We start from the raw sequence: 23239 nt of genomic DNA, 5'->3' as shown, positions 1-23239 counted from the left end.
ACGGAGTTTTAGGAGTCGTTGTTCAAAAGGGCGGGCATTTTAACAGGCTGGCAAGATTCTGCTGCCTTAGAACGACGGTGTGACGTACCACTCGATCTAAATTTGCCGGTTTTGCTACTTTGCCGCAGGATGTGGGGAATACTCAGACTATTTTTCACAGTCTGCGTGTTTGATAACACCTATCATCTGTCATGCATTTGTCACGCATTTATCATTGCCAGGCCGCACGTCATAATGCCATCGCTCACGAAATTTAGCAGAGTCTAGGGAGTTAGCTTGTCTACGCCTGTCGAACCCTTGCGTTTGCTGCTGCTGGCCGAAGAGCCTGCATGGGCAGCGTTGTTGCGCGAGTGCCTGGTGCCGATGGGCGAAGGGGCTGTGCTGATCAGTGCACCCAACTGGGACTCGGTGAGTCGTCTGTTCGATGACGATCAGGGCGCCGTGTTATTGACCACGCCCAGCCTGCAGCCCGGTCCTGGCCGCTGCAGCTTGCCGTGTGTATTGCTGTTGGAGCAGGAGCCGCTGGTGTCGCCGCTCGGTGTCAGCGACTGGTTGATCCTGAATGGGCTGGACCCTGAAACATTGCGCCGCTGCTTGCGCCATGTGCGCGAGCGCGGCGTTCTGGAGAACACCTTGCAGCGCTTGGCCGAGCAGGACCCGCTCACCGGTATCGCCAACCGCCAGGGCTTCCAGACACTGCTGGCGGCTCGGCTGGCGGACAACGAAGGCCGCGGCCTGGCTCTGGGCCACCTGGACCTGGACAACTTCCGTCATGCCAACGACGCCCTCGGCCACCAGGCCGGCGATCGGTTGATCCTGCAAGTGGTGTCGCGGCTCAAGAGCCAGCTCGAAGCCGGGGACCAGCTGGCGCGGCTGGGCAGCGATGAATTTGCCTTGCTGATCGACACCCGTCGCGCGCCCCAGCGTGCCGAGTGGATGGCCGAGCGCATCACCGAAGTGATGGCCGAGCCTTACTGGGTCGATGGCGAAAGCCTGTTGATCGGCTGCAGCCTGGGCGTGGCACATGCCCGCGCCCGCGCCGGCGCTGACCCGTTGATGTGGCACGCCCATATCGCCATGCAGCAGGCCAAAAGCACCCAGGGCTGCACCTTTCACATCTTCAATGAACGCATCAACCGCAACGCTCGCAGCCTGGCCGACCTGGAAAGTGAACTGCGCCGGGCTTTGCGCCGCGATGAGCTGGAGCTGCATTACCAGCCGCGCCTGGACTTGGACGACGGTCATATCGTCGGCCTCGAAGCCCTGGTGCGCTGGCGCCACGGTGAGCGCGGCTTGTTGCCACCCAGCGAATTCGTGCCGCTGGCCGAGCAGAGTGGCCTGATCGTGCCTTTGGGCTACTGGGTGATCTCCCGGGCCCTGCGCGACATGCAAGACCTGCGCGAACGCGGCCTGCCGCCGCTGCACATGGCCGTCAACCTGTCGTTTCGCCAGTTCCAGGACAGCCAATTGCTCTCCACACTCAGTCGCCTGATTGCCGAGCGTGGCGTGGAAGCGCAATGGCTGGAGTTCGAGTTGACCGAAACCGCGGTGATGCGCCGCAGCGATCTGGTCAAGCAGACCATGGACGCCTTGGGCCGCCTCGGCGTGCGGTTCTCCCTGGATGACTTCGGCACCGGGTTTTCGTCATTTGTGCACCTCAACAGCCTGCCGATCGCCTTGTTGAAGATCGACAAAAGCTTTGTCGGCGGCATGGAAGAGCGCGAAGAAAACCGCAAATTGGTACACGCGATGATCAACCTGGCCCACAACCTCAACCTGGAAGTGGTGGCCGAAGGCGTGGAGACACCCGAGCAGCTTGAGCTGTTGCGGTTGTTCGGTTGTGACCAGGCCCAGGGGTACCTGATCAGCAAGCCGTTGCCGTTGGCGGAACTGGTGGAGTACCTGATGTTTGGGCAAAGCCAGCAGGTGTTGTTGGGCTAAGCCTTCAAAGTGGTTCAAATGTGGGAGCTGGCTAGTCAGGCAGTGCCGCTTGGAGTCCAACAGAAGCATCCGGCTCCTGTCGAATCATCCGCTTCATCTTCGCCTCAAACGCCCATGTCAGGCTCACCGCCGCGCACGCCAGTCCCAGCGCCAAGCCCCACCACACCCCGGTGGGCCCCCAGCCTAAAGTGAACGCCATCAGCCAGGCCGAGGGTGCACCGATCAGCCAGTAGCAACCCAGGCCGACCAGGAAGGTGGTCTTGGCGTCCTTCAAGCCACGGATACAGCCCATGGCAATGGTCTGCACGCCGTCGAACAATTCAAACCACGCGGCGACGGCCAGCAGGCTGACGGCCAGGACGATCACGTCATGGAAGGCCGGGTCGTCATGGTCGAGGAACAGCCCGATCAACGGATCGGAAAACAGCCACAACACCACGGCAAATCCCAGCATTACCATGGCACCAAAGCCTATGCCGACCCGACCGGCCATGCGTGCGTGCAACAACTGCCCGGCGCCGTAATGCTGGCCGATGCGCATGGTCACCGCGTAGGACATCCCCGCCGGCACCATGAACGCCACCGAGACAATTTGCAGGGCAATCTGATGCGCGGCCAACTGGGTGCTGCCCATGGTGCCCATGCACAACGCCGCAAAGGCAAACAGCCCGACCTCTACTGCATAGGTGCCGCCGATCGGCAGGCCCAGGCGCCACAGCTCGCGCAGGTAATGGGTATTCAGGCGCAGCAGGCCGGTGCCTAGCGGGTAGGCGGCATAGGCACGGTTGCTGCGGATGTACCACATCAACGCCAGCGCCATGCCGTTGGCAACGATGGCGGTCACCAGGCCAATGCCCATCAGGCCCAGTTTCGGCAGGCCGAACATGCCTTCGATCAACGCGTGATTGAGCAGGTAGTTGACCACGGTGCCGCACAAGCTGATCACCATCACCGGCGTCGCCTTGCCGATGGCGCTGGTAAAGCCGCGCAGCGCCATGAAAGTCAGATAGCCGGGCAGGGCGAAAGGCAGGATGGTGAGGAATTGCCCCGCCGCTTGTACGTTGGTTTCAGTCTGGCCGAACATCAGCAGCACCGGCTTCAAGTTCCATAGCAGCAGCGCCGCTGCCAGGGCCATCAACCACGCCAGCCACAGCCCGGCCTGGGTCAGGCGCGTGGCGCCGTCGATATCGCCTGCGCCGTGACGAATGGCGACCAGCGTGCCCACCGCGGCAATCACGCCGATGCAGAAGATCGCCACGAACGAATAGCTGGCCGCGCCCAGGCCGCCGCCGGCCAGGGCTTCGGGGCTCAGGCGCGCCATCATCAGGGTGTCGGTCAGCACCATCAGCATGTGCGCCAACTGTGAGGCAATCAACGGCCCCGACAGCCGCAGAATGGCCCAGAGTTCGGTACGTGCCGGATGTTGCATGATCATCACACTCAAATAGTCAGGAAATGGGGGAGAGATTGATTCTCGGCGCTTTGGGCGCGTTGCACAAAAGGATAAATGCGATCGCTCACATGATTAAAACTCATGCCTGACTGATTCTGGTAGGGTGCCGATATTGCGCCGTTGGAGCTTTCCCTATGTCTCGTCGTCTTCCTCCCTTGTATGCCCTGCGTGCATTTGAGGCCGCCTCCCGGCACAACTCCTTCACCCGCGCGGCGCAGGAACTGTCCATCACCCAAAGTGCGGTCAGCCGGCATATCCGCACCCTCGAGGAGCATTTCGCCTGCCGCCTGTTCCAGCGCAGCGGTCGCAATCTGCAGCTCACCGAAGCCGCGCGCCTGTTGCTGCCCGGCGTGCGCGAAGGCTTCGCTGCGTTGGAGCGCGCCTGTCATACCTTGAATACTGAAGATGACATTCTGCGTATGAAGGCACCGTCCACCTTGACCATGCGCTGGCTATTGGCGCGCCTGAGTCGCTTCCGCGCCTTGCAGCCAGGCAATGAGGTGCAACTGACCAGTGCGTGGATGAGCGTGGATGAAGTGGACTTCAACCAGGAACCCTTCGACTGTGCGGTGTTGTTGAGCGATGGGCGTTTTCCGGCGGACTGGGAGGCCAGTTACCTGTTCCCCGAATTGCTGATCCCCGTGGGCGCGCCGAACCTGCTGGATGATGGACCTTGGGACGCTGCCCGCCTGGCGAGTGCCGAGTTGTTGCATCCCACGCCTGATCGTCGTGACTGGCGCAGCTGGCTGGAGCGCATGGGGTTGTCGTCCCGGGTGTCTCTCAAGGGCGGGCAGGTGTTCGATACCCTTGAGTTGGGCATGATCGCGGCGGCGCGTGGCTATGGCGTGTCCATGGGCGATTTGTTGATGGTGGCCGAAGATGTCGCCCAGGGACGCCTGAGCCTGCCGTGGCCCAGGGCAGTCGCCAGTGGGGAAAGTTACTACCTGGTGTGGCCGAAAACCCGCCCCGGGGGGGAACGCTTGCGACGGCTGGCGGAGTTTCTTCAAGGTGAAGTCAAAGCGATGGAGTTGCCCCAGGTTGAACGTCTCGATTGAGTAGGGGCCGGCGGTTGATGCAATCGTTTGCGGGATACCCCTGTGATTCGCTCAAGTATTACCAAGTGCCGCCGAAGAAGGTGTGTTGGAACCATCGTGCACCAACGTTTCCCACTTAGATAATTTGCCGAGCAGCGCTATGAGATCAGGATGATCCTGGCCTCGGCCAGGAGCTGTCATGTCTCAACCTCGTGCCCGGATTGCCTCCCAGTTAGGTCTCGCCCTTGCCGTGATTCTGGCTGTCGTTATCAGCGGCAGCACTGTGTTTGCCCTGCGTTCCCTCGACTCCGCCAACCTCGACACCCGTGAGGAGCACCTGGCCAGCGAGGCGCGTTTGCTCGCCGACCAACTCAATACCTTCCACAGCACCTTGCGCGAGAGTACCCAGCGTTTGAGCGGGCTGTTTGAAAAACGCTTCGGCGCCGGCCTGAGTGTGCGTGCCGACCAACCGGTGGCCGTGGCCGGTGTACAGACGCCGAGCCTGTACCTGGGTAATGAGGTGCTGAACAACAACTTCGAAGAAGTGGACGAGTTCAAGCAAATGTCCGGCGGTGTGGCTACCGTATTCGTGCGCAGCGGCGACGACTTTATCCGCGTGAGCACTTCCTTGACCAAGCAGGATGGCAATCGTGCCATCGGTACGGTGCTTGACCGCCAAGGCGCGGCATACCAGCGTGTTGCCGACGGGCAAACCTATATCGGCCGTGCGGTATTGTTCGACCGTTCCTACATGACCCAGTACAGCCCGGTACGTGACAGCAACGGCAAGGTCATCGCCGTGCTGTTTATCGGTTTCGATTACACCGACGCGCAGAACGCCCAGTTTGAAAACCTCAAGCGCTTCCGCCTCGGCCAGACCGGCTCCCTGGCGCTGCTGGATGAGCAGAAGCATTGGCTGGTGCCGCCAGCCGGCGTACAGGCGCCGGACCAGGCCATTACCGTGATGCTCGACCTGGCAAAGACGCCGGGGGCAGGGCGTTTCTGGAGCGACAAAAACGAAGATTTCTACAGCGTTTCGGTGCCGTTCGAAGGCGGCCCCTGGGCGGTGGTGGCAAGTATGCCCAAGGCGGAAATTCGCGCCGTGACGTGGGAAGTCGGGATCCGCCTGGTGATCGGCAGTGTGCTGGCGATGTTGCTGGCAGTGGGCGCCACGGTGTGGCTGTTGCGCAGCAAGCTGGCGCCACTGAGTGATTTGGTACGCCAGGCGCAAGCTCTGGGTGCGGGCGACTTGAGCGCACGCCTTAACGTGTCCAGCCATGACGAGATCGGGCAGTTGGCGCGCAGCTTCAATCAGATGGGTGAAGCGCTGTCGACCATGGTTTCGCATATCCGCAGTGCTGCCGAACAGGTCAACAGCCGCGCCCAGGCGCTGTCGGGGCTCTCCGGTGGTGCCTACGAAGGCATGGAGCAACAGTCTGGCGAGATCACCAGCATGGCCGGCGCGGTGGAAGAGTTCAGCGCTACCTCGTTGAACATCGCCGACAACATGGGCAATACCGAGCGCCTGGCGCAAGAGAATGCCCAGCAGACCCGGATCGGCCGCACCTCGATGCAAGAGGCGTCATCGTCGCTGGAGCATATTGCCACTGCCCTGAACAGCACAGCCGCAGTGATCAACACCTTGGGCCAGCGCTCCCAGGAAATCGGCGGGATCGTCGGTGTGATTACCTCCATCGCCGAACAGACCAACCTGCTGGCGCTCAACGCCGCCATCGAAGCCGCCCGCGCCGGTGAGCAAGGCCGCGGTTTTGCCGTGGTCGCCGACGAAGTGCGTAACCTGGCCTCGCGCACCCGCCAGGCCACCGATGAAATTTCGGCGATGATCCAGAGCATCCAGCAGGAAACCGGCAACGCCATCAGCACCATGGAACACGGCAAGGTATTGATGCAGGACGGCCTGTCGCGCAACGCCGACGTCGCCTCGGCCCTGGCGCGTATCGATGAGCAAAGCCGCTCGGCCGGCCAGCAATTCGCTGCGATCACCACCGCCACCCAGGAGCAGAGCAGCACCGCAACCCTGCTCAGCAGTAACTTGCAAAGCATTGCCCTGGCCAACAGCGAGCAGCGTGAAGTGGTGTCGAACCTGGCAGTCACCGCCAAGGAACTGGAAACCCTGGCGGCAGGCCTGCGTCAGGAGGTGGACCGGTTTCGTTGAGGCTTAGTGGTCGCCCAGCCCTGGGTCTACGCGCTTGCCGATGTCCTTGAGCCGCGCCAGTTGGTCGACCATGCCTGGCGCTTCATCCATGCTGGTCACGAAGGTCCACAGGTAAGTCATCACTGCGTAGATGTGGCCGGCCTTGACCGCTGGGGACAAGGCCAACTGGCTGATCGCGACCACAAACAGCAAAGCTGCGAGCGTACCGAGAAACAGGTACGCCGCAGCCTCGCGGTCTGAAAGCCAGATGCGCAGGCGTGACAGCACCTGGTAGTGACGTCGCAGGGTCGGCGCGCCGACTTTTTCGACCAGGCCGATTTCTTTCTCCAGGCGGTTATTCAGGCGCTCGTGTAGTTCCTGATTGCGCTGTGCAAAGCGTGGCAACAAGGTGATGCACAGCAGCAGCGCGGCCAGACAGGCCATGCCTACCCACGGCTCAATCACGATCAACATTACCGCAGCGCCCACGATCGATACCAACGCCGTGGCGATGATTGGCACGTGCTTTTCAAAGAAGTCGACAAACTCCCGTGCCAGCACCACCCGTGCCGCCGATTTCGAGGTGCTGTGGTTCTGTTGGCGCTGGTTGAGGATGACTGGCACCGCAAGGTCGGCGTAAATGCGCGTGAACGTGCGTGTATCCAGCGCTCGCCGTGCCGCCCCGACCACCCAGAACGCCATGACTACGGCGGCATAGAACAACGCACTGGTGGCATCGCCGCGGATAATCGAATCCACCGCGAACCCGGCAAACAGCGGGTAGGCCAACAACAGTGCGTTCTCCAGCGCCACCAGTGACAAAGTGCAAGACAGCTTGCCGGGATAAGCTTTGGCAATAGCCTTGAGTGTCTGGCTGGCGGACTGCTGGCCGATTTTCTGGCTTTGTTCGATCAGAATTTGTGGGGTGACGGATGTCATGGGTGCACCAAAGGAGTGATAGACGCTATTATTGAGCGACTGCTCAAGTATCCTTGAGCGATCGCTCAAAAAGCAAGCGCCGCTCATCTACCGGCGCCCGAAGGAATTGCCCATGTCGCGTATCGACCGTAAAGACCAGATCATCGCCGCCGCTCTTGAGCTGTTTCGCAGCAAGGGTTTCGCCGATGTGTCCACCCGTGACTTGGCCGAACATGCCGGGCTGTCGCGTAGTCACGTCTATCACTACTTCAGTGACTGGAATGAACTGCGTCGCGAAGCTTTTGTGCGCTTTGCCAATGAGCAATTGGATGAAGTGCGCGAGCCGTTGACCGATGCTCCACCGCTAGAAGCGCTTATGGGGTTCTTGCGCGACTGTCTGCCCAGCACCGCTGACGCCGCTTGGGCGCTGTGGCTCGACGCCTGGGACGAAGCCATGCACGACCCGCAAATGGCCCAGGCTTACCTGGTGATCAACGCCCAGTGGCAAGGCATGCTTGCCGAAGTGATCGAGCGGGGCGTTGCCGATGGCGTCTTTCGCTGCGAGTCGTGTCAGCGCGCTGCACGGCAGATCTTCGCCCTGGCGATGGGCTATGCCGATGACCTGATGCTCAAGCCTTCCGCAGAGTCGGCAGAAGCGGTGCTGGAAGAGGTGCTGGAAGTGGCGAGGCTGCTGCTGGATTTTGCCTGACAAGTGCTAGCCATGAGCGGCTGGTCGGTACTGCAGCGCCTCCGCCAAATGATGGCGGGCGATGCCTTCCACTTGCTCAAGGTCCGCCAGGGTGCGAGCCACCTTGAGCAACCGATGGGCTGCACGCAGCGATAATGTCAGTCGTTCGCACGCGCTTTCCAGCCAGCTTTCATCGGCTTTGGTCAACTGGCAGTGTTCGCGTAGCCGTGGCAGATCGAGGAATGCATTGGCACAACCCTGGCGCTGGTGCTGGCGTTCACGGGCTTGCGCCACCTGGGCGGACGCTTGCGCGGTGGTGTCACCGGCCTGTTGGGAGGGGCTCAGCGCAGTGACCTCCCGGGCGACTGTCAGGTGCAAATCAATCCGGTCCAGCAGCGGCCCGGATAGCTTGTTGCGATAGCGCTGTATCTGCTCCGGCGTGCACCGACAACGCCCGCTGGGTTCGCCCATGTAGCCGCACGGGCAGGGGTTCATGGCCGCGACCAACTGGAAGCGTGCCGGGAAACTCACCCGGTCCCTGGCTCGGGAGATCACGATATGCCCCGACTCCAATGGCTCGCGCAGCACCTCCAGTACCTTGCGATCAAATTCCGGCAGCTCATCCAGAAACAGCACGCCGTGATGGGCCAGGGTGATTTCCCCCGGCTGCGGCTTCGAGCCGCCACCCACCAGCGCCGGGCCGGATGCCGAGTGGTGCGGCTGGCGAAACGGGCGATTAGGCCAATGGCTAAGGGGGGCCAGGCTGACCACGGATTGGATCGCGGCCACTTCCAGCGCCTCCTGCTCGCTCAGCGGTGGCAGCAAGCCCGGCAGGCGGCTGGCCAACAGGGTCTTGCCGGTACCGGGTGGCCCGCTGAACAGCAGGTTATGTGCGCCGGCCGCCGCAATCAGCAAGGCACGCTTGGCTGCCAGTTGGCCCTGCACTTCACTCAGGTCCGGGTAAGGCTTGTTCAAGTACAGCAAGCCGTCGGACCTGTAGGGCTCAATCGGCACATGCCCATTAAGGTGCGCCACCACTTGCAGCAGGTGGTCCACCGCAATCACTTTGAGCCCCGACGCCAGGCAGGCTTCCTCGGCATTGGCCCTGGGCACTATCACGGTGCGCCCGGCCTTGCGCGCCGCAAGCGCGGCCGGCAACACACCCTTCACCGCCCGTACCTCGCCCGATAACGCCAACTCACCAAGGCACTCCACGTCATCAAGCATCAAGGCCGGCACTTGCACACTGGCCGCCAGGATCCCCAGGGCAATCGCCAGATCAAAGCGCCCGCCGTCCTTGGGTAGGTCGGCGGGCGCGAGATTGAGGGTGATGCGCCGGGCCGGGTATTGCAGCGCCGAGTTGAGAATGGCGCTGCGAACGCGGTCCTTGCTTTCCTTTACTGCAGTTTCCGGCAGGCCCACCAGCGTCAGCGATGGCAAGCCATTGGCCATATGCACTTCAACGGTGACGGCGGGGGCTTCGACGCCGACCTGGGCGCGGCTGTGCACGATAGCGAGGGACATGCTCGTTCCTTGAATGGGGGGCCGCTTCCTGCGGGTTTTTCAAGGGTAGACGAGGGGGGCGTCCAGCGAGGGAGGGAGGTTTTACAGAACGTATCCGGGCGGCAATGCAAAACAAATGTGGGAGCTGGCTTGCCTGCGATAGCGGTATGTCAGCAAAGAATCATCCGCTGATGCACCGCCATCGCAGCATAGATATCTACACAACTTTGTAGTCGCCAATGGTAACCACGATGCGAAGCGAGCCGCTCTTGATCTTGATCTTGATCTGCTTTTGATCTCAGGCGGCCCCCCAAATCACTGTCGGATTACGGGCACACCGAGCCTAAGCGAGGTGCCGAGTGGTGGGGCAAGAGCCTTTTGGTTACTTTTGGCTGGGCCGGCATTCCGGCTCTTTTCAAAAGTGACCCGCTGTAAAAGCGGAACCAACAGTGGCCGTTACCCAAAAAACGGATATGTACTCAGTCTGATCCAGCGTCTTGGTCGGCCCTGAGGCCGCCATCGGGGGCAAGTCGAATCGTCGCACCGCCCCTCCCACATTTGGATCGCGGTGCATCAGTTAGATAGCTATAAGCTGACAGGCAGCAAGCTCCCTTGCAGAGGAGCAGCAGCGTACCAAAGTTGTGTAGATACCCATGGCCATCGCAGGCAAGCCAGCTCCCACACTAACCGTGTTTATTCAGCAGAGGATGGCGCCAACCGCGCTTCAAGCTCAGCCACCTTCGCCTCCAGGCTCTCCAACCGCGCACGCGTGCGGGCCAGTACGACCATCTGGCTGTCAAACTCTTCCCGGCTGACCAGGTCGAGCTTGCTGAAGCCACTTTGCAGCAATGCCTTGAACTGGCTTTCGATTTCATTGCGGGGCAGCGGGGTGTCGCCGCTGAACAGGCGAGAGGCGTGGCCGCTCAGGGCGTCGAGGAGGTCTTTGGGCGCGAGCATGGGAAATATTCCGGAAAACAGTTGGCCGGCAGTGTATCACGCAGCGTCTATAGTCTTTTTCATGCTGCGTTGCGCACGGTTTTCGCGCATCAAAGCGGGCGGCTGCGCACCGTTTTGATGCGCATTGCGGCTGCACGTACGCCCCGTGGGTGGGCACGAGTGAGCAAGGGACTGATTTCAGTGATTTTTACGGAGCTGGCAAGGTTTCTGCTTAGACGATCATGACCCATGCACTGATGCAGTCGCTGTGACGAATGCAGTGCGCCGACGGATCAGGGGTACAGGTTTCGTCACCAGTGGATCGCTGGCGTCGCAACGGCAAATGCCGAGGCGACGATGCGTTACAAAGCCAGGCACTGCGCTTAGACTTGAGACGGGTTTGTTTTCCTGGGGCAAGTCCACCAATTCGGGAGAGAGTTTTCATGAAGCTAGTCACTGCCATCATCAAGCCGTTCAAGTTGGACGATGTACGCGAGTCACTGTCCGAGATCGGCGTGCAGGGCATTACCGTTACTGAGGTCAAGGGCTTCGGTCGGCAGAAGGGTCATACCGAGCTGTATCGTGGCGCGGAATACGTAGTCGATTTCCTGCCGAAGGTGAAGATTGATGTCGCCATTGACGACAAGGATCTTGAGCGGGTTATCGAGGCGATAACCAAGGCGGCCAACACCGGCAAGATCGGTGACGGCAAGATCTTCGTGGTCAATCTGGAACAGGCTATTCGCATCCGTACCGGCGAAACCGATACCGACGCAATCTAAGCCGCCAAACCCCAACGCCCCAGGAGAAAACACTATGACTCTGCGTAAATTCGCAGGGCTCGGAGCCCTGTTGTCCATCGTAATGCCAAGCCTGGCCATGGCGGCAGACGAAGTGGCTGCTCCAGTCCTCAACTCCGGCGACACCGCCTGGATGCTGACCGCCACCGCTTTGGTGCTGTTCATGACCATCCCTGGCCTGGCGCTGTTCTACGGCGGCATGGTCCGCTCCAAGAATATTCTGTCGGTGATGATGCAGTGCTTTGCCATCACCGGCCTGATCAGCATCCTGTGGGTCGTCTACGGCTACAGCATCGCGTTTGATACCACCGGTATGGAACAGGGTGTGGTCAACTTCAACTCCTTCTTCGGCGGCCTGGGCAAGGCGTTCCTGGCGGGTGTCACCCCGGCCAGCATCACCGGGCCTGCGGCGCTGTTTCCGGAAGCCGTGTTCATCACCTTCCAGATGACCTTCGCCATCATCACCCCGGCGCTGATCGTCGGTGCTTTCGCAGAGCGCATGAAGTTCTCCGCGATGCTGATCTTCATGGCTATCTGGTTCACCCTGGTCTACGCGCCGATCGCGCACATGGTCTGGAGCGGCAACGGTGGCCTGATGTGGGACTGGGGCGTGCTGGACTTCGCCGGCGGCACCGTCGTGCACATCAACGCGGGTGTGGCTGGCCTGGTGGCGTGCATCGTGCTCGGCAAGCGTAAAGGCTTCCCGACCACACCGATGGCTCCGCACAACCTGGGTTATACCTTGATCGGCGCGGCCATGCTGTGGATCGGCTGGTTTGGCTTCAACGCCGGCTCCGCTGCGGCGGCCAACGGCACGGCGGGCATGGCGATGCTGGTCACCCAGATTGCCACGGCTGCTGCGGCGCTGGGCTGGATGTTCGCCGAGTGGATCACTCACGGCAAGCCAAGTGCACTGGGCATTGCCTCAGGTGTGGTGGCCGGCCTGGTCGCCGTGACGCCAGCCGCTGGCACCGTGGGCCCGATGGGTGCCCTGGTGATCGGCCTAGTCGCCGGTGTGGTGTGCTTCTTCTGCGCCACCAGCCTCAAGCGCAAGCTGGGCTACGACGACTCCCTGGACGCCTTCGGCGTGCACGGTATCGGCGGTATCGTCGGTGCGATCCTCACCGGTGTGTTCGCTGCCCCGGCACTGGGTGGCTTCGGCACTGTGACCGATATCGCGGCCCAAGTCTGGATCCAGTGCAAAGGCGTAGGCTTCACCGTGATCTACACGGCGATCGTGACCTACGTCATCCTCAAGGTGCTGGACATGGTCATGGGCCTGCGTGTCACTGAGGAAGAAGAGGCGGTTGGCCTCGATCTGGCGCAACACAACGAACGCGGCTACAACTTGTAAGTACGCGAAAAAAACATGCCCGGCTTGCCGGGCATTTTTTTGTCTGGTGTTTGTCTTTGGCTAAAGGTGTATGGGTTTTTTATCAACTTTGTGATGGGATCCACACGGCACTTTTCAGAGTGCAAATGTCTTACAGGCATGAAGGCGTATTCGGCACTTTGTTTTTTCCCAGAGCGCGCTAGAATGCGCGCCGATGGGCGGAGAACTGTATGTGGCAACAGACCCTGATTACCCTGCGGGCCAAGCCCCGGGGCTTTCATCTGGTAACGGACGAGTTGCTTGCCGGCTTGCCTGAATTGAAGGCGTGCCGTGTGGGCCTGTTGCATCTGTGGCTGCAGCATACCTCGGCCTCGTTGACCGTCAACGAGAATGCCGACCCGGCGGTTCGCCGTGACTTCGAGCGTTTTTTCAACCTGCTGGTGCCACAGGGCCGCGCAGGTTTTGAACATAATGACGAAGGTCCGGATGATCTGCCGGCGCACTTCAAGGCCAGTCTGCTGGGCTGCCAGCTGAGTTTGCCGGTCAAGGCCGGCCGCTTGGCGATGGGGACCTGGCAAGGTGTTTATCTGGGCGAGCACCGTGATCATGGCGGTGCTCGTAAAGTCCTCGCCACCTTGCACGGTGAAGAGGCATAAGCCACTGGAAACCCGGTGGATGTTGATTTTTTTCCGGCGACCTCGACAGAGGGTGAAGCTGGGCTATAACTAATCTGCTTTTCGCAAGTCATGAGGTAGAACATGAGCGACGATGATCTGGAAAACGACGAACTCGAAGTAGGTGACGACGATGACACCGAAGAAAGTATTGACGTAGCGGCGGAAGACGTTGCTGACGATGCCGATGATGGCGGTGCCGATGATGCGGCTCCCAAAGCCAAAGGCAAAGCCAAGGCTGCGGTTTCGGTAGATGAGTTGCCGAGTGTTGAAGCCAAGAACAAAGAGCGCGATGCCCTGGCCCGAGCGATGGAAGAATTCCTCGCGAAGGGTGGCAAAGTGGTCGAGGTCGAGGCTAACGTGGTAGCTGACCCACCGAAGAAGCCGGATAACAAGTACGGCAGCCGACCTATCTGAAGTCCGCCTCTTGCTTGTAAGAAAAAGCCCGCCGTCGCTGCGGGCTTTTTCATGCCTGGAGCCATTACCAGTTCGCTGCAATACCTTGTGGGAGCAGGCAAGCCAGCTCCCACATTGGGGGGTAGTGTTAACCCCAGCGACTCAGCAGTGGCGGCAACTCCGTCAGGCTGCGAATCTGCGCATCCGGGTGCTTGTCACCCTCCCAGGCCTTGCCCGCGGGGTTAAACCACACCGCCCGCAACCCGGCCTGCTGTGCCCCGGCGATATCATCCCCAGGGTGATCGCCCACATGCACGGCCGCACTGGCGTCCACCCCTCCACGCTGCAACGCTTCGTCAAACAGCCGCGCATCCGGCTTGGCGATGCCGATATCTTCAGCGCGCAGGGCAAAGTGAAAGTAGTCCGCCAGGCCCACACGCTGCACATCGGCATTGCCATTGGTGATCACGCCGAGCAGGAAGTGCTGGCGCAGCGCCTTGAGCATCGGCTCGGCTTCCGGGAACACGGTGAGTTGGTGGCGTGCGTGGATGAACGCTTCGAAGCAGACATCCGCCATCTCTGTGGCCTCAGGCTGGGGATAACCGGCCTCCTCGAACGCATGCATCAACACGCGATGACGCAGCAGGCTGATACGGTGTTTGAGTTCGGGATGACGCTGCAGCACCTGCTGGCGCAGGCTGGCGAAATGTTCCAGGGGCAGATCGCCCACCTTGGCGGCGTTGGCTGCCAGCCATTCGCGCATCGACGCTTCGGCGCTGATGATGACGGGTACGTTGTCCCAGAGGGTGTCGTCCAAGTCGAAGGTGATCAGCTTGATACTCATGAGTCGCTGCCTTTGATGCGTTTGGCCCGTGGATGGGCGCTGTCGTACACCGTTGCCAGGTGCTGGAAGTCCAGGTGTGTATAGATCTGAGTGGTCTTGATGTCGGCGTGGCCGAGCAGTTCCTGTACGGCGCGCAGATCCTGGGAGGACTCCAGCAGGTGGCTGGCGAAGGAATGGCGCAGCATGTGCGGGTGCAGATTCTGCCCCAGCTCCCGCTCGCCGGCGGCCTTGACCCGAAGCTGGATCGCTCGGGGCCCCAGGCGTCGGCCTTGCTGGCTGACGAACACCGCATCGTCCGCCGGGTTGGTCAAAAGGCGCAATGGCAGCCATAGCTGCAAGGCTTCGCGGGCTTTTCTGCCCACCGGCAGCACGCGGGTCTTGCAGCCTTTGCCGAGCACTTGTATCAGGCCATCGGCGAGGTCCAACTGATCGAGGTTCAGGCTTGTCAGCTCCGACAGGCGCAGGCCCGAAGAATAGAACAGCTCAAGGATTGCCTGGTCGCGATGGGCCAGGAAGTCATCTTCTACCGCACCATCGAGCAGCTGCAAGGCACGATCGGTATCCAGGGTCTTGGGCAGGCGCCGCTCGCCTTTGGGCGGGGACAGGCCATTGGCCGGGTCGTGATCGCACAGGCCTTCGCGATTGAGGTAGTGATAGAGGCCGCGCACTGCCGACAGCAGGCGAGACAGGCTGCGCGAGGACTGGCCTTGCTGGTGCAACCGGGCGATCAGGCTGCGCAGGGCCTGGATATCCAGGGCCTTCCAGCTGCTGACGTGCTGTTTTTCGCAATAGGCCAGGACCTTGTTCAAGTCCCGCCGATAAGCTTCCAGCGTGTGGGGCGACACTTGGCGCTCATTGCGCAGGTGAGCGCAGTAGGCGTCCAGTTGCCGCTCCATGGTCAGCGCACCGCGCGCAGTGTGGTGGTGTGACGCGGCAGGACGCGGCCCAGCACTTCGGCGATGTAGGTCAGGAACAGCGTGCCCACCGAACTTTTGTAGTGCGCAGGGTCACGGCTGGCGATGGCCAGCACGCCGTGCAAGCCTTGATGGCTGACGGCGATGACGGCGGTAGAGCCGATCTGCTTGCGCTGCTCTGCACCAAACAGGAAGTCCAGTTCATGTTCACGCAAGGTGCCGCTGACAGTCTTGCCTTCGGACAGCAGGCCACCGATGGCTGTCTGTGCTTCGCCACCTGTGACCCAGCGACCCACGGGCATCGGGTTGTCGCTGAACAGGATCAGGCTGACAAAGGGCACCTGGAAGTCCTCGCGCAGGCTGTCTTCCACGGCAATCACCGTTTCTTCCAGGCTGGCGGCGTCCATCAGGGTCAGGATCAGGCGGCGGGTCTTGTCGAACAGGCGGTCGTTGTCGCGGGCCACGTCCATCAGGTGGGACAGCCGATGGCGCATTTCAATATTGCGCTCGCGCAGGATCTTCATCTGCCGCTCCACCAGCGACACGGTATCGCCGCGCTGGTGGGGAATGCGCAAGGCCGGCAGCAGTTCTTCATGCTCGACGAAGAAGTCCGGATTAGCCTCAAGGTACGCCGCGACAGCAGCGGCCTCCAGGCTTTCACTCGGGGTGGCGTGTGCGGGTACTTGAGGCTTATCGGTCATTGGCTTGGCTCACTCATAGACGGACCTGTCCTTCGTATACACGCGAGGCCGGCCCGGTCATCATCACCGGGTGGCCAGGGCCTGCCCATTCGATGGACAAGCGTCCACCGGGCAGGTCGATCAGCAGCGGCGAATCCATCCACCCCTGGCTGATCGCGGCTACGGCAGCGGCACAAGCGCCGGTACCGCAAGCCTGGGTTTCGCCGGCGCCGCGTTCCCAAACGCGCAATTGCGCGCGGGTACGGTCGATCACCTGCAGGAAGCCCACATTGACCCGCGCTGGAAAGCGCGGGTGATGTTCGATCTTCGGCCCCAGTTCGTGCACCGGGGCGTTATTGATGTCGTTGACCCGCAGTACCGCATGGGGGTTGCCCATGGACACGGCGGCGATATCCACGGTTCTGCCATCCACGTCCAGCGGGTAACTGAGGGCCTGCTCGGTGGCCTGGAACGGAATATCCGCCGGCACCAGGCGTGGCGCGCCCATGTTGACGCTGATCTGGCCGTCACTGCGAATATCCAGTTCGATCACGCCGCCCTTGGTTTCGACGCGAATCTGGCGCTTGGCGGTCAGGCGCTTGTCCAGCACAAAGCGTGCAAAGCAGCGCGCACCGTTGCCGCACTGTTCCACTTCGGAACCGTCGGAATTGAAGATCCGGTAGCGGAAGTCCACCTCCGGGTTGCTCGGCGCCTCCACCAGCAGCAATTGGTCGAAACCGATGCCGGTGTGACGGTCGCCCCACTGTTTGGCGTGTTTGGGCAGGATGTGCGCGTGCTGGCTGACCAGGTCGAGAACCATGAAATCATTGCCCAGCCCGTGCATCTTGGTAAAACGCAGCAGCATGGCTTACTCCGGCAGCAGGCTTTCGCCAGCATACAACTGGGCTACCGTCTCGCGGCGACGCACTTCAAACGCTTGATCACCGTCCACCAGCACCTCGGCGGCACGGCCGCGAGTGTTGTAGTTGGAACTCATGACAAACCCATAGGCACCCGCCGAATGCACGGCCAGCAGATCGCCTTCTTCCAGGGCCAGCTGACGGTCCTTGGCCAGGAAGTCGCCGGTCTCGCAGATCGGGCCGACGATGTCGTAGGCGCGGGCTTCGCTGGCGCGCGGCGTCACGGCGGTGACATTCATCCAGGCCTGGTAAAGCGCCGGGCGGATCAGGTCGTTCATCGCCGCATCGACGATGGCGAAATCCTTGTGTTCGGTGTGCTTGAGGTACTCGACCTGGGTCAACAGCACGCCGGCGTTGGCGACAATATAGCGGCCCGGCTCGAACATCAGCGTCAGGTCGCGGCCTTCGATGCGTTCGCGCACGGCCTGGATATAGTCGCTAATCAACGGTGGCTCTTCGTCTCGATAACGTACGCCGACGCCGCCGCCCAGGTCGATGTGTTGCAGGTAGATGCCGCACTCGCCCAAACGATCGATCAAGGCCAGCAGACGGTCAAGGGCATCCAGAAAGGGTGGCAGTGTGGTCAGTTGCGAGCCGATATGGCAGTCGACACCCAGTACTTCCAGGTTTGGCAGTTGCGCGGCGCGGATGTACACCTCTTCGGCGTCGGCGATGGCGATGCCGAACTTGTTCTCTTTGAGACCGGTGGAAATGTACGGGTGGGTGCCGGCGTCGACATCCGGGTTGACGCGCAGGGAGATCGGCGCACGAACGCCCATCTCGGCGGCAACGACTTGCAGGCGCTCCAGCTCGTCGGTGGATTCGACGTTGAAGCAATGTACGCCGACTTCCAGGGCGCGGCGCATGTCTTCGCGGGTCTTGCCGACGCCGGAGAACACGATTTTCTCAGCCTGGCCGCCGGCGGCCAATACGCGTTCGAGCTCGCCACGGGAGACGATGTCGAAACCGGCGCCCATGCGCGCCAGGACATTCAGCACACCCAGGTTGGAGTTGGCCTTGACCGCGTAGCACACCAGATGCGGCACGCCATCGAGGGCGTCAGTGAACGAGCGGTATTGGGCTTCGATATGCGCACGGGAGTACACATAGGTCGGGGTACCAAAGCGCTGGGCAATCGCGGACAGCGCCACGCCTTCCGCGAACAGCTCGCCGTCCCGGTAGTTAAAAGCGTCCATAAGTTTCCCTTAGTAGGTGTCGTGCTTATTCGCTTTTGACGGCTTTTGCGACGATTGCGCCTGTTCATTCGGATCTTTGCTGTCATCCGGCAGGTACAACGGGCCTTTCTGGCCACAGGCACTAACGAGGCAAGCGACCGCGACGAGCGCAGCAAGGGAAGAGATCAGGCGCTTCATGGCGAAATCCTTGAATATGCATTAATTGCGCCCGAGTATACCGACCACCCGGCAGCTTGCCTATGCGCCGCACTACCCGTCCGGCGGGGCTTTGCCGAGGAGCACAAGAAGCGGGCTACGCTGCTTGATGATATTTCGTACTGCCATCTGTAATGAAATCGGTATCCTTTGCAATCGGCGAAGCGCGTCCGTATTGTGCCCCGCTTGAGCAAAACCAGACACTTTTGAGGTTGCCACAATGAGTTTGACCGAAGCCCGTTTTCACGACCTGGTGGATGCCACCCAGGAGAAGCTGGAAGATATTTTCGACGACAGCGACCTGGATGTGGATCTGGAAAACTCGGCTGGTGTGCTGACCGTCAAGTTCGAGAACGGCACTCAGTTGATCTTCAGTCGCCAGGAGCCGTTGCGCCAACTGTGGCTCGCAGCGCGCACCGGTGGTTTTCACTTCGATTACGATGAAGAGGAAAACCGTTGGACGCACGACACCACTGAGGAGTTGCTGAGCGAAATGCTTGCTCGTCTCACGAAGGAACAGTCCGGTGCTGACCTGGACTTCGAAGAGATCTGACCGTGACCCAGCCTGTACCTGTACGCCCGCCCAAGCCGCTGTTCAGCAATGTCAGCCCGGCGGTGCCGTCACCTTGTATCAGTTTGTGTCGCCTGGACGAGCAGAAAGTCTGCCTCGGCTGCTTCCGCCACGTGGAAGACATCCGTGAATGGCGCTCCGCCGACGATGCGCGGCGCAGGGTAATCTGTGCCCAGGCAGAGCAGCGCAAGGCACACGCCTGATGCCATCTTGTTTATTTGTGTCGCTGTGGTAGTGTCCGGGTACACCTCAACTCATCGAGGTCCGTGAGAACCCCGCCTTTTTCTGGCGGGGTTTTGCTTTTTTGTGCAGAAAAAAGGAGTCTGCCTGAATCATGACCGCACCTTCCATCATTCTTACCCGTCTTGACGTGCAGCGTCTTGAGCAACTGATCGACCGCTTGGGCGACGAGTTTCCCGGCGTCGAAGCGTTGCAAGCCGAACTCGACCGCGCCGAAGACGTGGTCGGTCACGATGAAGTGACTGCGGGTGTCGTGACCATGAACTCCAGCGTGCATTGCCGTGAGCAAAGCAGCGGCAAGGACTATCACCTGACGCTGGTCTACCCCAAGGACGCGAACGCCGACGAAGGCAAGATCTCGATCCTGGCGCCGGTAGGCAGTGCTTTGCTGGGTCTGCAAGTGGGCCAGCATATCGACTGGCCTGCACCGGGTGGCAAGACGCTCAAGCTGGAATTGCTCAGTGTCGAAGGCCAGCCCAAGGATGGCGGGGCTTTCTCGCTCTAAATCTGGCCCAGTGCGGCATTGAGGGACTGTTCCAGTTCGGCTTTGTAGCGCAGGTACAAATTGCTCGGGCTTTGCACATCACCGAGCAGTCCTGACAAGTCCAGATCAGTGATGTAGCAACGGTAACGTTCGGTTTCCCGGCGTTGCCCGACGATCTCCCGGGCGACCACGGCAAACAGCTGGTCGCCAAATTCCAGTTCGCAAAATTCCCGCTGATTGCAGTAAAGGGTGATCCCCACCTGGCCAGGCGCACCTTTGCCGATAATTGCCTGCACGTCATAAAACGGCTTGTTGGCAGGGTTCTGCGGCGCCGATCGTGGCTCCACGCCGCGCGCGCGGCTGCTGCCCGATGGCAATAACTGATAGTACAAGGTGTGCACTTCACCCAGGGGCTGTCGGGAATCCAGGGACGACAGCGCTTCGCGGCGATAGAGGATCGATTGCAGGAAGCGTTGCAGCGGAGCCAGCAGACTTTGTTCATCATGAAACGGCAAGCGCTGCTGCCAAAGCGCGTTGAATTCGTCGAGCACGTACAGCTGGGCGAAGCCTTCATTGACTCGATAGAACACTTGCACGCAATCGGCCTGGCCCATAGGCAGGAGCAGCGCCAGGTCATGGTCTTCCAGGGCCATGGCGTCAAGGTGCCAAGGGCTGTAGCTGGCCAGTTCCTCACTGAGGTAGGCAATCAGCGCGTCCTGGGTTGGCAGTGACACATGATTGGCCTGGCCCGGTGTCAGTTCCATGACGTGATAGTGCTGTTGCACCTGCAACAGGTAACGATGATTGGCTTGGCCAAGCAGCAGGTGTTGTGCGGTGTCGAACACCTCTTCTACACGCTGGGCAATGAACTGCGCACGGTTGTGACAGAAGCAGCGCACCCGCAGCCGTGGCAGATGACCCGGCGGTAGTTGGTTGAGGTAGTCGCGCAGGCAGTCGAGCAGGGCGTGGGGCCCGTCGTAGCGGCTGACCATCACCTCATTCCAGCTGTTGAGCATGACCTGGTCCAGGGTCAGCACCAGGTTTTCGCGTACACCGGCGTAGCTCAGGGAGTCGGTGCGCTCTGTTGTCATCAGGATATTCAGGTCGCGATGATGCTTGAGCGGGTCCACGCCGACGTTGATCAGCAACAGTACCTCTTCCGGCACTGCCGGGCGCAGCAAGCGGCTCTCATCGACACTGGCCAGGGGCAGGGTGATGGTCTGTTGCAGGCTGCCCAGCAGGTTGAACAGTTCGAACTCGGTCATGTCGCTGACACCGGGGTGTAGCGCCAGGCGGGTACTGCTGTCGATCACGCCGTTGCGATGGCACCAGGTGAGCATTTCCAGCAGGTCCCGGCTGCGTTTGATCGGCGCGAAGTGCTCCCACTCCAAGGCCGTCAGGTTGCCGTTATACAAACCCCAATGGTGCTGGCCCGGCTCCTTGCGGTTGGGCGACTGCACCAGGGTCAGGGTGTCTTCGGCCAGGTCCGGGGCGATGCCTGGGTTAATGAACTCAACCTTGCCGGCCTTGCGTTCGAACGCCGCATACAAGCGCCGGCCCAGTACATTGAGGTCGCGTTTGTTGATCAGGCTGGCAGTCTGTTCGCTACGGGCGAACTGGGTGAGGAAACGGTAGCTGTAGTTCAGTTCATTGACCAGGGCGCGGCGCTCGGAAGCAACCTGACGCACTTTCCACTGGCTGCGACTGTCCAGCAGGGCCAGTTGGCGCTGGTCCCAACCCCATTCCCGGGCCAGGCGTTCCAGCAGCAGTCGCTGCCAAGTGGCGGTGCGCTGGCCGGCGCTGAGCTTGCGGTTGATCTTCAGGTACAGGCTGCGTCGTACCAGTTCCAGGCGATCCGGCTCGTTGCGGGCCTTGAGGTATTCCTCGATGCGGCGATACACCACGATGTAAGGGTCCAGCTCATCCAGGTCCACTTGGTTGGCGAACACCGCTCGCTTGAAACGCAGGCTCAGGCAGTACACGTTCGGATGTTCGCTGGCGTAGACCTCGGTCAGCAGCAGCTTGAGCACCGATTTGTACGGTGACTCGATGCCCTTGAACAATTGCCACAGCCCGGCACCTATGAACTCGCCCGGCGGGATATGGGCCAGGTGACCCAGGTCGAGGGTTTCATCGGCGCGGATAAACCGCTTGGAAATCAGGGCGTGGGTAAATTCGGCGTAGCGCTTTTCTTCGTAGACCGGCACCAGCCACCAGATCGGCGTGCGCCCGGCCAGCCAGATGGCTGTGCGGTAGAACTCGTCCAGCAGCAGGTAGTGCTGGGTAGTACCGCAATCGTCGGAGCTTAGTTGCGTGTCGCGTTCACCCAGGACAAAGCGTGTAGGTTCGATCAGGAAAAAATGCGCCTCGGCGCCCATGCTCAAGGCCCAGGCTTCCAGCAGTTGGCACTTCTTGCGCAGCTCTGCCAGTTCGCTTTCGTCCAGGTCGGGGGCGTGGCACACCCACACGTCCATATCGCTTTGATCGGCCTGGGCCAGCGTGCCGAGGCTGCCCATCAGGAACAGGCCGTGGATGGGGCGGGGCGGGTTGCCATGGCGCGGTTTATAGGAGAACGAGCGGGTCAGGCGTTGGGCTTCGGCCAGGGCCTGGGCGTCAGGTTCGAAATTCGACAGCCCCGCCGGGGTGCTGCTGGAGACATAGCCCGGCAACAGCGGGTGATTGACGTGGAAAAACAGCGGCAACAAAGTCAGCACGCCTTGTTGGCGTGGTGTCAGCCCCTCGACAGCCCGGGCCATGCGGCCCTCATTGAGGGCCATGAAACGCGCGCGCAACTGGGTCAGCACCTTGCGGTCGATGCCTTCGTCCAGATCAGGGCGGATTTCGTGGGTGCGGGTCATGTCGAACTCGGTGGCTAGCTGGGCCCGACGTGGGCAGCCATGCAGGAGTCTACAGACAGTAGCGTAGGAGTTTTAGAGGGAAGTGGCTTTTTGGCGTCAGAATTTTTGCGCCACACAACAGCGCCCTCGGAGTCCGCAACGGGCGGACCCCATGGGCGGGATCAGGTGTCAGGCAGCTTCTTTGGTGCTGGCAGTGGTCAGAATGGTCAGCAGGGTTTGAGCCTGTTCTGCAGCATCCCGGCCAAGGCTCGTCAGGTAGCCCCCGTCCGGCTGATCGATCAGTCCTTTCGCATGGAGGCGCTTGGCAGCGGCGATGGCGGTAGGAGCGGCGGTCTGATGGACTTTCAAGCCCTCCTTGGTGCTGTCCAAGGGGAAGAGTACAAGGATTTCCAGTTCGGCAACCAACTCAGGGGTATACGACATAAGGACTCCAGACTTTCTAAAATTTATTAGAGGCTAGCAGGCCATAAGGTGAACGCACTTTGCCGAACTGTCCAGCGTGTTGC

23 protein-coding genes are annotated in these 23239 nt (G+C 61.0%); 11 read left to right on the top strand and 12 right to left on the bottom strand.

The genetic code is table 11. From position 1 onward, the window contains the following. Positions 1 to 276 precede the first annotated feature (276 nt). Positions 277 to 1941, top strand: coding sequence for a bifunctional diguanylate cyclase/phosphodiesterase (locus IH404_RS27710; protein WP_122733002.1), 1665 nt, complete (start codon positions 277 to 279; stop codon positions 1939 to 1941). A 31-nt stretch (positions 1942 to 1972) separates the two neighbouring features. On the opposite strand, the gene IH404_RS27705 is transcribed toward IH404_RS27710, so the two are convergent. Continuing rightward, a complete protein-coding gene (locus IH404_RS27705) occupies positions 1973 to 3376 on the bottom strand; it encodes a NorM family multidrug efflux MATE transporter (RefSeq protein WP_194439576.1) in 1404 nt (467 codons plus the stop codon). A gap of 152 nt (positions 3377 to 3528) precedes the next feature. Between IH404_RS27705 and IH404_RS27700 the strand changes: the two genes are divergently transcribed. Next, positions 3529 to 4449 (top strand): LysR substrate-binding domain-containing protein, encoded by a 921-nt coding sequence (locus IH404_RS27700; protein WP_005792461.1) that lies wholly within the window; start codon positions 3529 to 3531, stop codon positions 4447 to 4449. 178 nt (positions 4450 to 4627) lie between these two features. Next, entirely contained in the window at positions 4628 to 6604 is a 1977-nt protein-coding gene (locus IH404_RS27695; protein ID WP_005792460.1) for a methyl-accepting chemotaxis protein, read from the top strand. 3 nt (positions 6605 to 6607) lie between these two features. Here the strand turns inward: IH404_RS27695 and IH404_RS27690 are convergent, their stop codons facing one another. Then, positions 6608 to 7522, bottom strand: a complete 915-nt coding sequence (locus IH404_RS27690) for an ABC transporter six-transmembrane domain-containing protein (RefSeq protein ID WP_194439574.1) — start codon at positions 7520 to 7522, stop codon at positions 6608 to 6610. 112 nt (positions 7523 to 7634) lie between these two features. Here IH404_RS27690 and IH404_RS27685 point away from each other — a divergent pair, with 112 nt between their 5' ends. Continuing rightward, on the top strand, positions 7635 to 8210 hold the full coding sequence (locus IH404_RS27685; protein ID WP_005792458.1) for a TetR family transcriptional regulator C-terminal domain-containing protein: 576 nt from the start codon (positions 7635 to 7637) through the stop codon (positions 8208 to 8210). 6 nt (positions 8211 to 8216) lie between these two features. Here the strand turns inward: IH404_RS27685 and IH404_RS27680 are convergent, their stop codons facing one another. After that, positions 8217 to 9713: a YifB family Mg chelatase-like AAA ATPase gene (locus IH404_RS27680; protein ID WP_005792457.1), complete on the bottom strand. Its 1497-nt coding sequence runs from the start codon at positions 9711 to 9713 to the stop codon at positions 8217 to 8219. Positions 9714 to 10385: 672 nt separating this feature from the next. Beyond that, on the bottom strand, positions 10386 to 10649 hold the full coding sequence (locus IH404_RS27675) for an accessory factor UbiK family protein (RefSeq protein ID WP_005792456.1): 264 nt from the start codon (positions 10647 to 10649) through the stop codon (positions 10386 to 10388). A 422-nt stretch (positions 10650 to 11071) separates the two neighbouring features. Between IH404_RS27675 and glnK the strand changes: the two genes are divergently transcribed. The 4 genes from glnK to sutA all read left to right on the top strand — a co-directional run bounded on the left by glnK (position 11072) and on the right by sutA (position 13852). Then, positions 11072 to 11410 carry a P-II family nitrogen regulator gene (gene glnK, locus IH404_RS27670; RefSeq protein WP_005792455.1) on the top strand — a complete coding sequence of 113 codons (339 nt, stop codon included), beginning with the start codon at positions 11072 to 11074 and terminating at the stop codon, positions 11408 to 11410. A 34-nt stretch (positions 11411 to 11444) separates the two neighbouring features. Continuing rightward, positions 11445 to 12782 (top strand): ammonium transporter, encoded by a 1338-nt coding sequence (locus IH404_RS27665; protein WP_005792454.1) that lies wholly within the window; start codon positions 11445 to 11447, stop codon positions 12780 to 12782. A gap of 209 nt (positions 12783 to 12991) precedes the next feature. Further along, complete coding sequence (locus tag IH404_RS27660) at positions 12992 to 13417, top strand: secondary thiamine-phosphate synthase enzyme YjbQ (protein ID WP_005792453.1); 426 nt, start codon at positions 12992 to 12994, stop codon at positions 13415 to 13417. 102 nt (positions 13418 to 13519) lie between these two features. After that, a complete protein-coding gene (sutA, locus tag IH404_RS27655) occupies positions 13520 to 13852 on the top strand; it encodes a transcriptional regulator SutA (protein ID WP_005792452.1) in 333 nt (110 codons plus the stop codon). A 127-nt stretch (positions 13853 to 13979) separates the two neighbouring features. On the opposite strand, the gene IH404_RS27650 is transcribed toward sutA, so the two are convergent. From IH404_RS27650 to IH404_RS27625, 6 genes are read right to left on the bottom strand one after another with little or no spacing between them, the layout of a single operon-like run. Further along, entirely contained in the window at positions 13980 to 14675 is a 696-nt protein-coding gene (locus IH404_RS27650) for an HAD-IA family hydrolase (protein WP_005792450.1), read from the bottom strand. Then, entirely contained in the window at positions 14672 to 15571 is a 900-nt protein-coding gene (gene xerC / locus IH404_RS27645; RefSeq protein WP_005792449.1) for a tyrosine recombinase XerC, read from the bottom strand. Before xerC ends, IH404_RS27650 begins: the two co-directional genes overlap by 4 nt. A gap of 2 nt (positions 15572 to 15573) precedes the next feature. Beyond that, the gene (locus tag IH404_RS27640) at positions 15574 to 16290 is read right to left on the bottom strand and encodes a DUF484 family protein (protein WP_005792447.1); all 717 of its coding nucleotides are present in this window, start codon (positions 16288 to 16290) and stop codon (positions 15574 to 15576) included. Between the two features lie 13 nt (positions 16291 to 16303). Further along, positions 16304 to 17134: a diaminopimelate epimerase gene (gene dapF / locus IH404_RS27635; RefSeq protein ID WP_005792446.1), complete on the bottom strand. Its 831-nt coding sequence runs from the start codon at positions 17132 to 17134 to the stop codon at positions 16304 to 16306. A 3-nt stretch (positions 17135 to 17137) separates the two neighbouring features. Continuing rightward, on the bottom strand, positions 17138 to 18385 hold the full coding sequence (lysA, locus tag IH404_RS27630; protein WP_005792445.1) for a diaminopimelate decarboxylase: 1248 nt from the start codon (positions 18383 to 18385) through the stop codon (positions 17138 to 17140). Between the two features lie 9 nt (positions 18386 to 18394). After that, positions 18395 to 18562, bottom strand: coding sequence for a lipoprotein (locus IH404_RS27625; RefSeq protein ID WP_194439572.1), 168 nt, complete (start codon positions 18560 to 18562; stop codon positions 18395 to 18397). Positions 18563 to 18800: 238 nt separating this feature from the next. On the opposite strand from IH404_RS27625, the gene cyaY reads away from it, so the two are divergent. From cyaY to rnk, 3 genes are all read left to right on the top strand, one after another. Beyond that, positions 18801 to 19133 (top strand): iron donor protein CyaY, encoded by a 333-nt coding sequence (gene cyaY / locus IH404_RS27620; protein ID WP_005792444.1) that lies wholly within the window; start codon positions 18801 to 18803, stop codon positions 19131 to 19133. Positions 19134 to 19135: 2 nt separating this feature from the next. Beyond that, complete coding sequence (locus IH404_RS27615; RefSeq protein WP_005792443.1) at positions 19136 to 19354, top strand: DUF1289 domain-containing protein; 219 nt, start codon at positions 19136 to 19138, stop codon at positions 19352 to 19354. 131 nt (positions 19355 to 19485) lie between these two features. Next, a complete protein-coding gene (rnk, locus tag IH404_RS27610) occupies positions 19486 to 19896 on the top strand; it encodes a nucleoside diphosphate kinase regulator (RefSeq protein WP_005792442.1) in 411 nt (136 codons plus the stop codon). Here rnk and IH404_RS27605 read toward each other — a convergent pair. Both IH404_RS27605 and IH404_RS27600 read right to left on the bottom strand, forming a co-directional pair. Then, a complete protein-coding gene (locus IH404_RS27605) occupies positions 19893 to 22733 on the bottom strand; it encodes a class I adenylate cyclase (RefSeq protein WP_194439570.1) in 2841 nt (946 codons plus the stop codon). The genes rnk and IH404_RS27605 overlap by 4 nt on opposite strands. Positions 22734 to 22901: 168 nt before the next feature. Next, positions 22902 to 23156, bottom strand: coding sequence for a TIGR02647 family protein (locus tag IH404_RS27600; protein WP_003195403.1), 255 nt, complete (start codon positions 23154 to 23156; stop codon positions 22902 to 22904). Positions 23157 to 23239 lie beyond the last annotated feature (83 nt).

The sequence above is a fragment of the Pseudomonas sp. OST1909 genome, from assembly GCF_015277575.1.
Classification (GTDB): Bacteria; Pseudomonadota; Gammaproteobacteria; order Pseudomonadales; family Pseudomonadaceae; genus Aquipseudomonas; species Aquipseudomonas synxantha_A.
The sequence above is the reverse complement of the archived record's forward strand: the minus strand, read 5'-3'. Positions and strand labels throughout refer to the sequence as shown.

Coding starts and splice junctions, on each gene's coding strand:
- IH404_RS27705 (WP_194439576.1), bottom strand. CDS start 3,376: ATGATCATGCAACATCCGGCACGTACCGAACTCTGGGCCATTCTGCGG.
- IH404_RS27700 (WP_005792461.1), top strand. CDS start 3,529: ATGTCTCGTCGTCTTCCTCCCTTGTATGCCCTGCGTGCATTTGAGGCC.
- IH404_RS27695 (WP_005792460.1), top strand. CDS start 4,628: ATGTCTCAACCTCGTGCCCGGATTGCCTCCCAGTTAGGTCTCGCCCTT.
- IH404_RS27690 (WP_194439574.1), bottom strand. CDS start 7,522: ATGACATCCGTCACCCCACAAATTCTGATCGAACAAAGCCAGAAAATC.
- IH404_RS27685 (WP_005792458.1), top strand. CDS start 7,635: ATGTCGCGTATCGACCGTAAAGACCAGATCATCGCCGCCGCTCTTGAG.
- IH404_RS27680 (WP_005792457.1), bottom strand. CDS start 9,713: ATGTCCCTCGCTATCGTGCACAGCCGCGCCCAGGTCGGCGTCGAAGCC.
- IH404_RS27675 (WP_005792456.1), bottom strand. CDS start 10,649: ATGCTCGCGCCCAAAGACCTCCTCGACGCCCTGAGCGGCCACGCCTCT.
- glnK (WP_005792455.1), top strand. CDS start 11,072: ATGAAGCTAGTCACTGCCATCATCAAGCCGTTCAAGTTGGACGATGTA.
- IH404_RS27665 (WP_005792454.1), top strand. CDS start 11,445: ATGACTCTGCGTAAATTCGCAGGGCTCGGAGCCCTGTTGTCCATCGTA.
- IH404_RS27660 (WP_005792453.1), top strand. CDS start 12,992: ATGTGGCAACAGACCCTGATTACCCTGCGGGCCAAGCCCCGGGGCTTT.
- sutA (WP_005792452.1), top strand. CDS start 13,520: ATGAGCGACGATGATCTGGAAAACGACGAACTCGAAGTAGGTGACGAC.
- IH404_RS27650 (WP_005792450.1), bottom strand. CDS start 14,675: ATGAGTATCAAGCTGATCACCTTCGACTTGGACGACACCCTCTGGGAC.
- xerC (WP_005792449.1), bottom strand. CDS start 15,571: ATGGAGCGGCAACTGGACGCCTACTGCGCTCACCTGCGCAATGAGCGC.
- IH404_RS27640 (WP_005792447.1), bottom strand. CDS start 16,290: ATGACCGATAAGCCTCAAGTACCCGCACACGCCACCCCGAGTGAAAGC.
- dapF (WP_005792446.1), bottom strand. CDS start 17,134: ATGCTGCTGCGTTTTACCAAGATGCACGGGCTGGGCAATGATTTCATG.
- lysA (WP_005792445.1), bottom strand. CDS start 18,385: ATGGACGCTTTTAACTACCGGGACGGCGAGCTGTTCGCGGAAGGCGTG.
- IH404_RS27625 (WP_194439572.1), bottom strand. CDS start 18,562: ATGAAGCGCCTGATCTCTTCCCTTGCTGCGCTCGTCGCGGTCGCTTGC.
- cyaY (WP_005792444.1), top strand. CDS start 18,801: ATGAGTTTGACCGAAGCCCGTTTTCACGACCTGGTGGATGCCACCCAG.
- rnk (WP_005792442.1), top strand. CDS start 19,486: ATGACCGCACCTTCCATCATTCTTACCCGTCTTGACGTGCAGCGTCTT.
- IH404_RS27605 (WP_194439570.1), bottom strand. CDS start 22,733: ATGACCCGCACCCACGAAATCCGCCCTGATCTGGACGAAGGCATCGAC.
- IH404_RS27600 (WP_003195403.1), bottom strand. CDS start 23,156: ATGTCGTATACCCCTGAGTTGGTTGCCGAACTGGAAATCCTTGTACTC.